Genomic DNA, 15,977 nt, shown 5'->3' on the forward strand with positions numbered 1-15,977 from the left:
ATTACTTTACTATTTTTAATCTTGTTTTGTTAGTTAATCGCTCTTTTGAGCGTTTTAGTTGGTCTTTTAACATATCAATTTCACTCAATGAATTTAAAACAATGTCATTTTTGTTAAAGTAACATTCGGTTTGGGATAGATTATTTTGCACAGCTTCTTCTCCAAATACTCTTGATAATTGGTCAATAAACTCGTTTGCAAACATTGCTTGGGTCATAAGTATATCGGTAATTTGCTGGATAAATTGTTTTTCACTGACTTTGTAAGCTTTAATTGCTTTTTTGATATGTGTAGATGATAAAGTTTGTTTAGATGCCTGCTCGTTTATAGCAAACCAGATGCTCCAATTTTTTTTGTCTTGTTTTTTTGAATATAGCGCAACAACCTCTAAATTCTCTTCATTTTTAAAAGAGAAAAATGCTTTATCGTCGAAGCTTAATTCTTCAAAAATTTCAAGTACAGGTTGAATTTCTGGAAGCATAGAAGTTCTTCTTTGTTGCTGTGTTTAAGCTGTGGATAAGTGCTTCAAGAATTGTTTGTCTAATAAATTGTTTCGTAATTTCTATTGCATCTTGAATAACAAGAAGATCGTCTTTGGTATATGAATGAGAGTCAGAGGTTAAATTTATGCATCGAAAGCATTGTTCTTGAATATTTAATAAGTAAGTCATTTTACTCGTATAAAGCTCATAACGGAGATCAAATGTCATATTATTATCATCAATTGGAGCGCAAATTTCGCCAGCTAGCTCTCGGTAAAGCTCGTATGACACATCCACTTTGCTAGAATTTGCATTATTCTGTTTCATTTTAATGAAACCTCTAATTAAATCAATATCTTAGGTTTTTTTTGATCATAATTATCAAAAACCTATAACTCCTAGATAAGGTATCGGTGTTTATTAAATTTGCTTTAGAATAAGGTGGTTTTTTGGCAGTTTGTTAAGAAGCTCTTGCGATGCAGTGGACAGGAGCCAGCGTCTTTGATTAATGAGAGATGTTTTGCAGTGCCATAACCTTTGTGTTTTGAAAAACCAAATAATGGATATTCTTTATCCTGAGAAATCATAAAATTATCTCGTGAGACTTTGGCAATTACGCTTGAAAAACCAACACTCTTAAAGACACTATCTGCTTGGGTTATTGTGATTTGAGGAATATTTATAAAATCTTTAGGCACATTTAAAAAATGTTTTCCATCCATTAAAATGATTGCGTCATTTAAGAAATTTAAAGTTAAATTCGATTGATTTTTAAATAATTGACATAACAGATTCAAAGCTCGCGCTGCTGCGAGTTGTACAGCTTGCCAAATATTGTAAGAATCGACCTCCTCTGCAGAAGACTCGCCTAAAGCAAAGTGAACACACATCATCTCTTTCTCTGTTATAAATTGAGAATGTTGTTTTAATTCTAAAAATTTGGCGGCATTCCAGTGAATTTGGGTTTGTGATGAGTTTAAACTACTAGGGTTATTTGGAATAAAGTGTGTGGTTGAAGTTGAAAATGTATCTGGCTTAGATTGGTAACTAGCAAGAATTGCTGCAAAACATTGGTTACGTTTTTTTTCAGTTAACTTTTTACTATCATCAATTAAGGGGAGCCATGTTTGCTGCTGTTGCGTTTGAAACGGAACTTCGGTGGCAGAAATCCAAAGACTCGCACAACACAACACAGGCCCAGCAACACACCCTCTGCCGACCTCATCGATAGCAATAATTATCTTTTTAGAAATGTGATGATGAGTAGAAAGTAAATTTAATAAGAAAAACTCATTTGGAAAGTAGGATTGCATTGAGGTGCTCATGGTTGTTTATCAAACAGCTATTTGAGTTGAGCAATTTGTTTTAAAATAGCATCTTCTGGTTGGTTGCCAATAAGCTCTGCCACCTTTTGACCATTTTTTATAAACGCCAGAAAAGGAATTTGGCGGATATTAAATTGCGTAGTGATTTCAGGATTTTCTTCTATATTGATTTTGCAAACCTTAATAGTGTCTGAATGTTTTTCAGCAACTCTTTCTACAGTTGGTGCGAGTGCTCTGCATGGTCCGCACCATTCTGCCCAAAAATCAACCAATACAAGGGAATTGCTTTCTAAAACTTCTGTTTTAAAATTTTTATCTGTCACTTCTAATACTAATTCTGACATAGGTTAATCCTTTCTAAAAATACCACTTGGTCTTGTATCTACCAAGAAAACATTAGTATGTTTGATTGAATTTTTAGAGAGGTCAAGTTGTCTCAAAGTTACTCTTCTTCAATATGACGATGCTCGATAGAAACATGAGAAAATTGATTACACAGTTGCTTAAAAAGTTCTTCAGATATTGCAACGCTCCTATGTTTTCCTCCGGTACAGCCGATTCCTATAGAAAAATGATGTTTTCCTTCTTCAAGATATAATGGGTAAAAAAATTGAATTAAATCTATAACTTTATTGATAAAGAGTGTGACATTCGGATCGCTAAACACATAATCTTTAATGAGTGAATTGAGACCATTGTGTTCTCGCAATTGACTTTCGTAATGCGGATTTTTAAAACAACGGACATCAAATAACGTATCCAAATCTGAGGGTACGCCATGTTTGAAACCAAAAGAAATAAAATGAAGTCTTAAATGTTTTGTTTCATTATTAATTGGGAAATGTTTATAAATATATTGTCTTAAATACTTAGAAGACATAGTAGAAGTATCTATAACGCGATGAGCAAGACTTTTAATAGGTTCTAAAGTTTTTTCATCAAGTTTAATCACTTCTTGAAGAGAGAAAGAAGGAAAATTTACACTGAGTGGGTGCTGTCTTCTGGTTTCACTGTAGCGTCTTAATATAATATCTTCAGAAGCTTTAATATAAATAATTTGAATAGAGCAAATTTTAGAAAGAGCAGAATAAATGGTTTCAAATGCATTAGGGTTATCTTGATCGCGAGAATCGAGCGCTAGTGCAATATGAGACGATTTGATGTGATTGTTTTGAATGGCTGCTGCGAAAGAACTTAATAAAACAGCCGGCAAGTTGTCTATACAGTAAAATCCTAAATCTTCTAAAGCATGAATTGCTATTGTTTTTCCCGAACCAGCGAGTCCTGATATTATTATTAAGTTTTTTTTATGAGTGGTCATTGTATCTCCAAGATTAAAACCAAGAGAATACATATTCTAACTTTTTTCTGTTAAAAAACAAAGAGGAGAGCCTTTTATAAGCTCTCCTCACTTTAAAGTTTATTATATTTTAGTAAACTAGCCTGTTTTACGAGAAAGATCTTCAAAATCTGAAATATAATTTGTTTCGTATTTATCAAAAACATTTTCATTTAAAGGAACAAATCTTTTATTCCTGCGTAAATTAGTTACATTATAAGCAGATTGATCACTGACAATCGAGAACTCGGCACGTTTGTGAATTCTTTTTTTAGTGAGTCGTCTTAATGACGAGTTTAATTTGTTTACGACTTTGTCAATAGAAAGGGCAATATTATTAGCACTTGCATTAACGCATGTATTAATTTTCCCAGAAACAACAGAAACTTTAACGTGATGCTCAAATCCGTCAAGAGTGAAAAATGCTCTTACAAAAGTTGTTTTATTAGAGAATTTTTCTACGCATTCCTTAATTTTGTGCTCAACTAAAGCACGAATATCCTTTGACTTTGGAAAGTTGATAAATTGAAATTCGACTTGCATAAAACCTCCTACGCAAAAAAAAGCTAAGGCAAATGAAATCAGAAATAACGCTATTCTTTCCTAAATATTACAGTATAAATGTAATATTTAATTAATTTATATCAAAATATATTCATGCTGTCAACGATATTTAAATAAGTAATTAGAATCTTTGAATTCTTTTTGTGGAAGACATTAAGCCTAATGATTCTCTGTATTTGGTGACTGTCCGGCGAGCGATTTTAATCCCTCTATTTAATTCAATTTTTTCTGATATTTCTTGATCAGAAAGAGGATTTTTCTTATCTTCAAGTTTAATTAATTCTGCAACAAATTGACGAATAGATTCATTTGCAAGCTCTTTTCCCGAATTATTTTCAATAGCAGAATTAAAAAAATATTTTAATTCAAATAATCCTCTCGGTGAATAAAGATATTTATCTGATGTTGCTCGAGAAATTGTGCTTTCATGTAAATTTAATTCCTGTGCGACAACTTTTAGAGTGAGTGGGGCTAAATATTCTATTCCTTTTTCAAAAAAATTTTCTTGGTATTTAATGATGCATTCAACAACTTTTAAAATAGTTTTATTTCTATCTTTAATGGATTTAACTAACCATTGTGCTGATTTTAAATTATCATTAATATATTTAAATGTATCTTTAGATTTTGGTTTATCAATTTCTTTTTTTAATACTTCTATTAGATTAGAATATTTTTTGGAAAGCTTAAGTCTTGGTAAACCATTATCATTCATACTGCAAAGCCATTTGTTATCTCTTTTAAAAACATAGACATCAGGTGTAACGTTATGATTTAATAAATTACCAAATTGTCTTGCTGGTTTGGGATCAAGCTGGGTTTTAATAAAACGAAAAGCAAGTTTTACTTCATCAATAGGAACTTTTTCAATACGAGAAATTTTGCTAAAATTTTGTTTTTGGAAATCAATCCAATAGTCATTTAATATTTTTTCTGTGAGTTTAGGCTTTTTTTCAATTCTGTTAATTTGCAACAAAAGGCATTCTTGCAGTGAGCGCGCTCCAACTCCTGAAGGTTCGCATTTTTGAATAGTTTCTAGAGCAAACTTAATATCATCGAGGTAAATTTTATGGTTTTCTGCAATAGAATTTATGTCTGAACCTAAAAATCCGTTATCATCAAGATATTGTAAAATAATTAAGCTACATTCTTTTTCATAATCACTCAATCGTAACATTGAAATTTGATTTTCTATGAATGAATGGAGAGAAGTAAATTGTGATACGTCCGCAATTTCTCGACGCGCATTGTTAGTAGAAATTAATTCTATACTTTTAATATCATTATATCTCTCTGTATAGTCAGAATTATTATAAGATTTTAGGATACTTTGTTTTAGATCTGCATAGTTTTGAATATTTTCTAATTCTTGCCGAGTCGGTAAACTCACAAGGCAAGGATTTTTTTCTAATTCTTCATTAATTAATTTTTCAAGTTCAAAACGTCCTAATGTTAATACAGTTATTGAATGTTTTAGTTCAGCTGATAAAGAAAGCTTTTGGGTTGTTTTTAAACCTTGTTTAATTTCTAAAGCCATTCAACAAGTACTCCCCTACCTTAAAAAAAGTAGCACATTTTCAGAAAAATGATTAGCTTGCGCCATAATTGCTGAGCCAGCGTTCACAAGAATTTTACTTTGAGCAAAGCGCGCAGATTCTGAAGCGTAATCAACATCTCTAATTCTGGATTGCGCTGCGCTTAAGTTTTCGCTTCCAATATCAATTGAGGTAATAGTTGAGTTTAGGCGACTTTGCAATGCTCCAAATGTTGCTCTTGTTTTTGTTACGTTTAGCATTGAATTGTCGAGCGTAGAAAAAATGTCTTCTACATTACCTCCTTCTAACTCTTCTCCGCTTTCTCCTTCGATACTGAGATCTGTGAGTTCTGCGAGAGATTCATTTAAATCCGCAAGGTCTTCAAAATTTAATGTAATTATTTCATTATCAGTATTTGTTTCACCATCGGCTGTGCGAAAATTAACTCCAACCTGAATATTAATGTTGTTTTCATCTTCATCAGAAAGAATTTTTCTACCATTAAACTCAGTTTGATCTTTTATTCGATTTATCTCTTGTGAAAGTTCTTGAAACTCTTTGTTTAAAAAAGATCTTTCTGTTGGACCTACAGTATCACTTGCCGCTTGCGTTGTGAGTTCGCGCATTCTAATAATAATGTTATTGAGTTCGCTCAATCCACCTTCACCAGTTTGTAATAAAGAGATACCATCAGAAGCATTGCGTTTGGCTTGAGAAAAGCTGCGTATTTTGGCTCGCATTGTTTCTGAAATGGCAAGTCCCGCCGCGTCGTCAGCTGATTTATTTATTCTCAATCCCGAGGATAATTTTTGTAAACTATCATTGAGCTCGTCTAAATTTTCGCTTAGCTTTCTTTGTGTCATAAGACTTTCAATGTTTGATTTAATTCTCATTCCCATGATAAACCTCTAATTACGTAATAGTGCTAAAGCCATTTCTGGTCTGAGATTTGCTTGAGCAAGAATAGCGAGACCACTTTGTGTTAAAATTTTGCTTTGAGAAAATTTCGCAGTTTCTTCTGCAAAATCTGTATCGCGAATACGGCTATTTGCTGCCATCATATTTTCTGTGTTAATTGAAATATTACTGATTGCGGAGTTGAGTCTTGATTGAGCTGCGCCTAATGTTGCACGAGTTGCTGCAATCATGTTTAAGCTTTCATCTATTTTATTTAAATTATCAGCGATTTCTTCTCTATCTGTGCCAGCTAAAGAGGTGTCGGTGAGGCCAAGTATTTCTGAGCTAATACCTGTTGCATCTTCTGCAAATTGTAACGTTAATATATCGTTTTCTGTTCCGTTATATCCAACTTGTAAAGTTATTGGTTCTTCATAAGTTTCTGCTGAAAGAAGTTTTCTGCCATTAAATTCTGTAGTTTCTGAAATTCTATCAATTTCTTGAGTCAGTTCTTGATATTCTTTATCAATATAAGAGCGTTCAATTTCTGAAACGGTATCGCTTGCAGACTGCATAGTCAGTTCGCGCATGCGAATTAAAATATTTGTTGTTTCGTTAAGTCCGCCTTCGGCAACTTGAACTAAAGAAATGCCATCATTTGCATTGCGTTTAGCTTGAAGCAAACTTCTTGTTTTTGCTCTCAAACCTTCTGAAATCGCAAGACCTGCTGCATCATCTGCGGATTTATTAATGCGACTTCCTGATGACAGTTTTTCCATGCTTGACGATAAATCTGAATTGTTATTAGAAAGAAAACGTTGTGCGGTGAGTGTTTCAACGTTTGTTTTAATACGTAATCCCATGATAAATTCCTCCGTGAAAACCCAACAATGTGGTTTGCTCATGTTGGGAAGTTTGCAGTACCAACCTTGATACTTTGCAAAAAATCTGGTCATTCTCCTTATTTCCTTAGAGGTTCCATGACCATTAGAGGTTTTATCGAATTAAAAAATTGATAAATTAACAAATTTTTTATATTTTAAAAAATATTTTAAAAAAATTAATCATAATAAATAGTTATATTTTTGTTGGTGGAAAAATTGGAATTGTCTTTGTATTGACTAAAAAAAGTGTATTTATGTTAAGTTCTTATAAAACAAATATTTACAATGGCTTGAAAATATTTGCCTTGTTTCTTGACTTTTGTCTCGACTTCTGGTTGTCTCTGTTGGGTTACATTATTTTATTTTATAAAAACTAGGGGAATTATAATGAATCGTCTTGACTCAATTAGTTTTGGAAAAATCGTGCAAATTAGAGAAAGACTCCTCAAGCTTCAATCGACAGGTAAGCCAGTATTTCGGCTAGAATCAGGAGATCCTAGCTTTTCTATTGCTCCTCATATTTCTGAAGCAATGGAGAAGGCAATTCGTGATGGCAAAACGCATTATATTCCTAACAATGGTATTCCTGATCTGTTGTCTGCGTTAGCCCAAAAACTAAAATTACAAAATAAAATTAATGTGTCTGTGAATGATATTTTTGTAACAAACGGTGCAATGCACGCACTTTACGTTTTGTTTCAATGTCTGTTAGAAAATGGTGATGAAGTGATTACCCCCGAACCACTTTGGACAGAAATTGGTGAAAATATTCGTTTAGCAGGAGGGGTTACAGTTTCTGTTCCTTTAACAAGACAAAATAATTATCAATATCTTTGGGAAGATATTTCTCGTAAACTGACCTCTCGAACAAAAGCTATTTTTATTAATTCTCCACAAAATCCTACTGGAGCCATTGTTCCAAAAGAAGAGTTGCAAAGAATTGTTAATTTAGCTGCTGCAAGAGGTTTATGGATTATTTGCGATGAAGCCTATGAAGATCTTGTTTATGAAGGAGAACATTACTCTCCGGCAAGTGAACTATCAGGTTATAATAAAATTATTTCTATATATTCTTTTTCTAAAACCCACGCTATGAGTGGTTTAAGGGTTGGATATATTGTGACAACGAATCAATTGTTAAAAGAAAGAATACCAAAACTATTGCGTTGTACAGTAAATGGAATCAATAGCATTGCACAATGGGGAGCTCTTGCTGCTGTGACTGGGCCACGTGATCACCTAAATTTTATGCTTTCTGAGTACAAAGTCAGAAGGGATGCTTTGTTTGATTCTCTGAGTCATATTCCTGGTATTGTTCCTTTTAAGCCACAAGGGGCATTTTATATGTGGTGCGAAGTAGAACCATTTTTACTTGAAAATTTGCACCTAAAATCTGTTTCCCAACTATCTGACTTTTTAGCGGAACGTGGTATAGGCAGTGCCCCAGGAGATAGTTTTGGAGTTAGCTGTGCGAATGCAATACGTTTTGCATTTAGTTGCAGCACACAGAATGTTTTGGAAGGTGGAAAACTGTTAAGAAACGTTTTTTTAACTTAACTCAAAACAGTTTCCATAGTGAGTTATGGTTTTTGGTTTTCTTAAATTTTTGATACTTTTTACAAAGTGGATATAAGATTAAAAGTAAGCCTATCCAGCCTAAAATTGCTATAGATAATGAGCTCAAGCCAAAACCATTGTAAAAAATAATTCCAATTATTAATAAAATAGGTAAATGCAAAGCATAGAAAAAGAAAGTTGTTTTACCATAAACTTTGAAAATATTAAGCAGCGAAAATAGAAAACGATATTTTTTGGGATTTAAATTCTCTAATTTATTGAATACATAAAATATCAAAAAGAATGTACCTAAGGTAAATAATAAATACACTATTGAAGGCGGATACTTAACTACATAAAAAAAACTCCACCAATTAGCATCAGTCAGTGATAAATCTGGACGTAAATTAAAAGCAATTCCTCCAAAGTTACGAGCAATTACAAAAAGAGTTAAAAAAACGATACTTGATGGTAGAATTAATTTAAAAGCTAGTTTTTGATTTTTTATCAGAATTTTTCCAAATAATATACCTAGTAAACTGACACCTAGCCACGGGAAAATTGGATAAACTACGCTGGTCATGTCTGGGATAAAAAGAATTTTTAACAATAAATTACTGAGATCAAATTTAGGTGCATTGGTTATAAAAATTATAGACGAAATTAAACCAAAAATAACTGTTGCAAACGAAATGGACCAGTGTCTTTTAAGAAAAAAACTACAAATTATCATTGATGTCCCAAGCATTCCCAGGACACCAAATTCATATGAAATATTGTCTGATTTAAATGCATAGCTCCAAATTGGAGAAAATAAAATTACTTCTAAAATAATTAATACAATGCCACGTTTAAAAAAATATTTCCACATTTCCACTTCTTTTTTCCAAACAGTGGAATTACTTTTGCATAGTAATATCATGCTTAATCCCATCATAAATGCAAACGCAGGTGCGCAAAGATGGGTAATGAACCGTGAAAAAAATAATGAAAAATCATTATAGTAGGCATACTGACCAGACCATGATTCTGAGACAAAAATAAATTCTCGCATAATTAAGTCTTTAGCATGATCAAGAGCCATCATAATTAAAATAATACCTCGAGTACTATCTAATGAATTTAATCTCATAAACAATGACCCTTATTTTAAAGTGTGTTTTTTTTGTTAATTTACTAAAAATAACAAGGTTATTTTGTAGATTAATATGTCTAAAAATCGAATAACTTTAATGAAATATTCGTCAAGTTAAAAAGGAAGTTAAATCATTTTATGAAGAAATATAATTTTATTATTTTAAATAATTATAAATTATCAATTAATTTGTATTGTTTACAGAGCATTCTGAGCATTCAATAGAATGAATAATTGCAAATTCTGGATAAAAAGGAACATAATACATACCTTCTCTTTGTCCAATTTTTTGTTTCGCAATTTTTTGGACTATTTCTAGGCCAGAAGTAATTTTGCCAAATACTGCATATCCATGCTCATTTCTTTGATAATCTAAATTTTGATTATTTAATAAATTTATAAAAAACTGAGAAGTAGCAGAATCTGGAGCATTTGGTTTTCTTGCCATGGCAATAGTGCCTATAGTATTTTTTAATCCAAGATGGGACATGTTTTTAATTGAAGGTTGTTTATTTATTTTTTCGTTAAAATTTTTATCATAAGCGCCTCCTTGTATAATAAATCCATCTATTATTCTGTGGAATATTGTGCCATTATAAAAACCTGCTTTGACATAGCTTAAAAAATTATTTACTGTAAGTGGATCTTTTTCCTTAAATAGTTCGAGTTTTATTTTTCCTAAACTAGTATTCATAACAACCTGAATGTTGCCTTTTGTTGATAATTCCTCAGGAGAGGTTGAATGTTGTTTTTGCGATTTTTTTTTCAAATCAATTTTAGAGCTTATTTTTCTCTCGTTTTCGGCATAAATTGTTTGAATATAAAAGAAATTTGATAATAAAATTGTTGTTAAAATAATTTTAACTTTTTGATTCATAGGAGGCTCCTTTGTTTATCTCCGTTTAGAAGACGTAAAAGTGAGAGCTGTTATAACTCAAAAATTAAATTATTTAAAGAAAAATTTTATATAAATTTTAGAGGAATCCGTTATTGAAATACGTTGATAAGGTTTTTTTAAAAACTCAAATAATTGCTTAAAATTAATTAATTATAGGATAAAGATCGTATTAAAATTAATACAGTTTAAATCATTATTATTTTAGTGGAGAAAAATATGTTTTTAATAAAAAATTTTTTAAAAATAACTTTTATTATATTTCTATTTTTGGGTTTTTATGGACGTGAAATTTATTCAATGGATCCTGGTATTGAAAATAACAATATTATTCCAAATAGAGTTTATCGTACAAGCCCTTCTGCGCCAAAAGAAAAATTTTTACTTGGATTTTCAAGAAGTACAAATTATCACACAGATTTGGGATTACATATTACAGGTGATCCAGGGCAGTTTAGTGGATTTATTAGCACGACATCGAATAGGCAATATGCGGTCAGCTTTGCTCAAGCTTATGCGATGGGTTGGTGGAATGTTCGAGAATTTTATCTGTATGAAATAGTGCCTCAAAATAACTTTGTGAGTGTTACGGACACCTATGAGCGTGCACTCAGAGAAACAGATAACCCCATAATTAGACAACAGCTAGAAAACTTGCGGCACATTTATACATGGGAAAATGAATATGCTGCTCTGTATGAAATACATCCAGAAACAATTATTTCTGCGACCCGCTATGAATTTGATATGAATTCGAGACGATTTGTAGAAAGAGAAGAAATTGTTAACACTGTAACCAGAGAAAGCAGAACAGAACCGCATGTGATTCCAATGCTGCATCCTGACACCTACTCGATAGGTACATATAGAAATGTATATTATTCATATAATGGCACATCCGCTGGGTTTGCGTGCGCAGAGGTTCCTTCTAATTCTAATGCACACGCAATGAAAAAACGTAACGATAATTTACCAGAAAATAATTTATGTCCTAAAGAATCGCTAAGGGCTTTAGAAGTTGTTGAAAATCCTAATTATTTTTTACCAAAAACTCAATTTAAATTTAAATTGAGCGTTTTTAATAAAGGGAAATACTGTTTGAATCCAGCTTCGCAGTATTATGTTTATATTGATTTTTGTGAAGTTGCAGCGCATTGGAACTTTACAGAGTTTGGGCAAATTATTACAGAAGTTGACGATGGTCATAAGAAACAATATTATTGTCTTGTAGCAGGAAAATTACAAAAAGATTATATAAAATTAGAAATTTGTGATTTAAATGACTACAAACAATTTTGGAAGTTAGTAGATTTAGATAAAGATAATTTAACGATAGCGTCTTTAGATAATAGATATATTGCATCAAGCTATAATTATTATATTTATCTTGCTAATAATTATAAATCAGGGTCAGTGATTAAAATTCATAGAAGTGACGCATTAATGCTTCAAAATAAAACAAAAGCATTAGTGCAGTTTTCTGTTGATCCGTTAATGGTGGAAAATAAATATGTGTTATATCCCACATCAAAAGGATATATGTTTGTCGATTCTCCTTCTTCTTTAAATAAGTATGTCAATTTTTATAATGCACATAATAATTCATTATTTTCAAGCTATGGTCATGAGCGTAATGGTCCTCAGGTTTGCTACTTTTCTTCTTTATTAAAAAGTGGAGGAGGTGCTTGGGGATGGATCAATAGCGATTATTGTTCGAATCAAGGAAGTATGACTCATGAGTATAGATGGTTTTTTAAGTTGAATTCAAATAATACCGATTATAATATTTTTGATTTTGCAGGTAATATTTTAAGGGTGGATAATATTTCTGGTTCTACTAATCGTTACTTTGCTTATACAGCTTATTTTAGTTGGGCAGATAAAAATAAAAATATTGAAGCAGTAACGTTAAATTTTCCTGCTACACACTATGCGAGAACATTTTCTTTAACTTCCACAATTCAAGTTCAAAATAAATTATATAGAAATCAAATGAGTTATAATGCATTAAAAGAGGTTTATTCAAAGCTTTATTTTAATTTAAAACAAAAAATACAAACAAAAATGCTAGTTCCCAAAGAAAAACAAGAATAAGTTAAAAATTTAATTTTAGTGCTGCAGATTCTTCTATTTCGTTCGCCTTTTTTATATAAATTGAAGTTGTTGCAATATCTTTATGATTAAGTAAATTTTGAATTTCAATTAAAGGCACTCCTTGATTATGTAAAATTGTTGCTAATGTTGCTCTGCAACTGTGAGGACTAACTTTTTTATTAATTCCTAACTCTTTTGCGGTATTTGTGATCATATAATAAATTGCAACTTGAGTGAGTTTATTTTTTTTCTGAACATTGCGAGCTTGAACAAATAAAAATTCGTTTTCGTTTGCATTGTTTCTATTGGTAGATAAATATTCTTTTAGTAGTAGGGCTGTTTTAGGATTAATCACTGGTGAATGTTCTTTTTTTCCTTTGGCAATCATATGTAATTTGCAAAAGTTACTAGAAAATTCAATGTCTTTTATTTTTAATTCACAAAGTTCATTAACTCTCATTCCAACAGCAAAAAGCGTGTGTATAACTGTATATTTAAGTAAGTATTTTTTGTAATTTAAATTGCTTTTATAGTTATGTTTATTTAAATCGCATTTTTCTTTTAAGTAATTTAATATTTGTTTAACTTCATCCAGAGTAAATGCATTTGTTTTACTTTCTTCATTGTATTTAGGTTTCTTAATAAAAGTCATAGGATTAAAGTCAATTAATTTTCTCTGTTTGCAAAATTCAAATAACGAAGACATGGTGTTTAGTTTGCGGCGGATACTTTTTTGAGTGAGTTCTGTTTCGTGATTTAAATATTGATTCCAAGAGATAAGTATTTTTTCTGAAATTTCGCTAATAATTTTAATAGAAGTATTATTTTTTTCTGTAAAATTAATAAAATCTTTTAAATCATTAAAATAACTTCTTCTAGTATGAAAACTACTAAAGCTCATTATAAAATGAATAATGATGTCTGTGATATTTTCTGATAAAGGAGTTTGCGTCCATTGAGCAAGAAATTCTTTTGATGGAATAAAATTTGATAAAAAATTATTATTTTTTTTTATTATTTGATTTTTATTCTGTGAGGTTAGATTTTTTATCATATTTGGGAACTCTCGTGATATAAATGCAATCATTCTCAAAAATATTATAAAGCTGATTGGGTTTGTTTTCAAATAAGCCTAACACCAATCCGCCGCCACCAGCTCCTGTTAATTTGGCCGCAAGAGCTCCAAATTGTTTTAATTTAGATATTGTTTCTAAAATTTTTGGTGTAGAAACGCCAATATTTTCTAGTTGAAATTGTGCTTGATTTAAAATATTGGCAAGTTTTTGTAATTCGCCATTTTTGATCGCTATTTCTGTTTGTACTGCAAGAGAGCCTAAAGTATTTAAAGCAGTTTTTGTTTCTGTTGGATTAGTTTCAATTAACTGCGCTACATTTTGAACCATGCGTGCGGTATCGCTGCGTTCTTTTGTATCAACAAGTCCAAGCCAAAATTCTTTCCCATTTTTAATGTATTGATAAGGAGCTCCCTTTTTAAATTGGATAATCCCATCACTGGCTACAGCTGTAGCATCAAGTCCACTCGCTTTTCCGGAGTGAAAAAAACAATCAATTTCGTTTGCAAACTCAATTTGTTTTAACAACGATATCGATGTGTTGTGGCATTTTTTTTGGGCAATCTGCATTGCAATTTTTAAAAAACACGTGCTGATTGCAGCACTGCCGCCCATCCCTCCTCCTAAAGGAATGTCAGATTCCACTTCAATCTTTTGCGGAACAAAATCATAAATATTTTCTGTCATCCCACATAAAGATAACGCTTTTTGAAATGCTTTGAGTAATAACTGTTTCATTGTGATATTGGGTTCAAAATTTTTATTTTTAATTTTGGTATGCCAAACGTGTTCCCACGAAGAAATTTCTGTTGAATTTTGGGCAGTGTGCATCCGCATGACAAGACGCACATCGGGTAGCGCCATTGCCACTGCGGCGTGCCCATATACAACAGAATGTTCTCCTACTAAAATTGTTTTTCCTGAGGCTTCGGCAGTAAGCATTGATTCAAATAACTGAGGTTTTTCTGTTGTAAAAAGAGAAGTTGGCATTATCCTAAGTTTCCTTTGAGAGTTTTTAAATTAGATAAAGAATCAAATGCCTCTTTGCCAATTGAAAGTCCGTTATGTGATGCATTCACTAATATAGGAATATTTTTATTAAGATTTGTATTTAGTAAATGATGAAATTCTTTAAGCATTGAAATCGCGCTTGGCAAAAATAAAATATGAATGTTAGAGCCAGCATCTAAGGTCCAAAATGCTTTAGATTGAGTGTTGTTTCTGAGTTTAATAAATTCTGCGATAACCATACCCACCTCGTGGGTTAAATAGCATGCAGGAGGAGTTCCTGTTTGCATAATCGCATGCATCGCAAATGCATCATCTTCGGTTAAATAGGCGACAGAATTAAAATCAAAATCAATCAACGCTTTTTCGATTAATTTTAATTTACAAGGAATTCCTGCAACGCGCATAGCTTGCAACGGCGAGGTGCTTGCATAGCGATGTCCATTGGAGCTAGAAATTGTTTTTTCTTTATCGTCTAAAATAAAAACGCAATGTTGGAGATCTTTCCAATTTTCATGAAATGGGATTGCAGTTGTTGTGGTCGCGGTTAAATTTTTTTGCTGTGTTTTATTCCATGTTACAAACAATGCCTCAGTGTTGGGAACGGCGCTGCGCGTCGCAGAGCCGCTTCCTAAGCGAGCCCATTCGGTAAGCCAAATTAACAGCTCTTGTTCTGAAAAATGCATTTGCAATTGTAATAAATCTGCAATTGCCGCAACAAGGGCTGCATAGCCTGATGCACTTGAAGCAATGCCGCACGCTGTGGGAAAATTGTTAAAACTTTTAACATGCAGAGCGATTTCTGTTCCGTAAGGAAACAAAATTGTTTTCAGAAAATGATCCATTTTTTCAGTAATTAAATTTTCTTCTATTTTGTTATTTAAAGTGAGTGAATTTTTAAAATTCGCTTTTGCTTCTGTATGAATCGGTAAAAAATGGCCAACTGCAGTCACTTTTGTATAAGAGCGAAAACCACCGAGTGTGTAACTTAAGCTTGAGTTAACAGGGATTTGATTTTGCTCAGGCTCTTTTCCCCAATATTTTAGTAACGCAATATTGCTTGGTGCTGAAGCGTAACCATCATCTCCATTTTGAATCACAATTTTGCCTTGATTTTTTAAATTTACAATTTTTTCTTGCAATAACTGTAAATGTTTAGGAATTGAATTATTAAAAACTTGTTGCATAT

General features: G+C 31.7%; 16 protein-coding genes. 2 read left to right on the top strand and 14 right to left on the bottom strand.

The window, feature by feature from the left end; all coding sequences use genetic code 11:
• Position 1 precedes the first annotated feature (1 nt).
• The 9 genes from Spiro2_RS03230 to Spiro2_RS03270 all read right to left on the bottom strand — a co-directional run bounded on the left by Spiro2_RS03230 (position 2) and on the right by Spiro2_RS03270 (position 7,005).
• A complete protein-coding gene (locus tag Spiro2_RS03230; protein ID WP_338636988.1) occupies positions 2-481 on the bottom strand; it encodes a hypothetical protein in 480 nt (159 codons plus the stop codon).
• Entirely contained in the window at positions 453-809 is a 357-nt protein-coding gene (locus tag Spiro2_RS03235) for a hypothetical protein (protein WP_338636990.1), read from the bottom strand. Before Spiro2_RS03235 ends, Spiro2_RS03230 begins: the two co-directional genes overlap by 29 nt.
• A 104-nt stretch (positions 810-913) precedes the next feature.
• Complete coding sequence (locus tag Spiro2_RS03240; RefSeq protein WP_338636992.1) at positions 914-1,795, bottom strand: ribonuclease HII; 882 nt, start codon at positions 1,793-1,795, stop codon at positions 914-916.
• A gap of 29 nt (positions 1,796-1,824) precedes the next feature.
• Positions 1,825-2,151 (bottom strand): thioredoxin, encoded by a 327-nt coding sequence (gene trxA / locus Spiro2_RS03245; RefSeq protein WP_338636994.1) that lies wholly within the window; start codon positions 2,149-2,151, stop codon positions 1,825-1,827.
• A 98-nt stretch (positions 2,152-2,249) separates the two neighbouring features.
• Positions 2,250-3,128 (bottom strand): RNase adapter RapZ, encoded by an 879-nt coding sequence (gene rapZ / locus Spiro2_RS03250; protein WP_338636996.1) that lies wholly within the window; start codon positions 3,126-3,128, stop codon positions 2,250-2,252.
• A gap of 117 nt (positions 3,129-3,245) precedes the next feature.
• Positions 3,246-3,689 (bottom strand): HPF/RaiA family ribosome-associated protein, encoded by a 444-nt coding sequence (locus Spiro2_RS03255; protein ID WP_338636998.1) that lies wholly within the window; start codon positions 3,687-3,689, stop codon positions 3,246-3,248.
• Between the two features lie 142 nt (positions 3,690-3,831).
• Entirely contained in the window at positions 3,832-5,247 is a 1,416-nt protein-coding gene (gene rpoN / locus Spiro2_RS03260) for an RNA polymerase factor sigma-54 (RefSeq protein ID WP_338637000.1), read from the bottom strand.
• 15 nt (positions 5,248-5,262) lie between these two features.
• Complete coding sequence (locus Spiro2_RS03265) at positions 5,263-6,144, bottom strand: flagellin (protein WP_338637002.1); 882 nt, start codon at positions 6,142-6,144, stop codon at positions 5,263-5,265.
• Positions 6,145-6,153: 9 nt separating this feature from the next.
• Positions 6,154-7,005: a flagellin gene (locus Spiro2_RS03270; protein WP_338637004.1), complete on the bottom strand. Its 852-nt coding sequence runs from the start codon at positions 7,003-7,005 to the stop codon at positions 6,154-6,156.
• Positions 7,006-7,413: 408 nt separating this feature from the next.
• Between Spiro2_RS03270 and Spiro2_RS03275 the strand changes: the two genes are divergently transcribed.
• Complete coding sequence (locus tag Spiro2_RS03275) at positions 7,414-8,583, top strand: pyridoxal phosphate-dependent aminotransferase (protein ID WP_338637006.1); 1,170 nt, start codon at positions 7,414-7,416, stop codon at positions 8,581-8,583.
• A 1-nt stretch (position 8,584) separates the two neighbouring features.
• On the opposite strand, the gene Spiro2_RS03280 is transcribed toward Spiro2_RS03275, so the two are convergent.
• Both Spiro2_RS03280 and Spiro2_RS03285 read right to left on the bottom strand, forming a co-directional pair.
• Positions 8,585-9,715 (bottom strand): DUF1624 domain-containing protein, encoded by a 1,131-nt coding sequence (locus Spiro2_RS03280; RefSeq protein WP_338637008.1) that lies wholly within the window; start codon positions 9,713-9,715, stop codon positions 8,585-8,587.
• Positions 9,716-9,902: 187 nt separating this feature from the next.
• Positions 9,903-10,595 carry a peptidylprolyl isomerase gene (locus Spiro2_RS03285; protein WP_338637009.1) on the bottom strand — a complete coding sequence of 231 codons (693 nt, stop codon included), beginning with the start codon at positions 10,593-10,595 and terminating at the stop codon, positions 9,903-9,905.
• Between the two features lie 237 nt (positions 10,596-10,832).
• Here Spiro2_RS03285 and Spiro2_RS03290 point away from each other — a divergent pair, with 237 nt between their 5' ends.
• A complete protein-coding gene (locus Spiro2_RS03290; RefSeq protein ID WP_338637011.1) occupies positions 10,833-12,707 on the top strand; it encodes a hypothetical protein in 1,875 nt (624 codons plus the stop codon).
• A gap of 1 nt (position 12,708) precedes the next feature.
• Here the strand turns inward: Spiro2_RS03290 and Spiro2_RS03295 are convergent, their stop codons facing one another.
• Genes Spiro2_RS03295 through mvaD form a run of 3 tightly spaced genes read right to left on the bottom strand, consistent with a single transcriptional unit; the run spans position 12,709 to position 15,975 of the window.
• The gene (locus tag Spiro2_RS03295) at positions 12,709-13,761 is read right to left on the bottom strand and encodes a tyrosine-type recombinase/integrase (protein ID WP_338637013.1); all 1,053 of its coding nucleotides are present in this window, start codon (positions 13,759-13,761) and stop codon (positions 12,709-12,711) included.
• A complete protein-coding gene (gene mvk, locus Spiro2_RS03300; RefSeq protein ID WP_338637015.1) occupies positions 13,733-14,770 on the bottom strand; it encodes a mevalonate kinase in 1,038 nt (345 codons plus the stop codon). The genes Spiro2_RS03295 and mvk overlap by 29 nt, the downstream gene beginning before the upstream one ends.
• Positions 14,770-15,975, bottom strand: a complete 1,206-nt coding sequence (gene mvaD / locus Spiro2_RS03305) for a diphosphomevalonate decarboxylase (RefSeq protein ID WP_338637017.1) — start codon at positions 15,973-15,975, stop codon at positions 14,770-14,772. The genes mvk and mvaD overlap by 1 nt, the downstream gene beginning before the upstream one ends.
• Between the last annotated feature and the right edge of the window lie 2 nt (positions 15,976-15,977).

It is taken from the genome of Spirobacillus cienkowskii, assembly GCF_037081835.1.
GTDB lineage: Bacteria > Bdellovibrionota_B > Oligoflexia > Silvanigrellales > Silvanigrellaceae > Silvanigrella > Silvanigrella cienkowskii.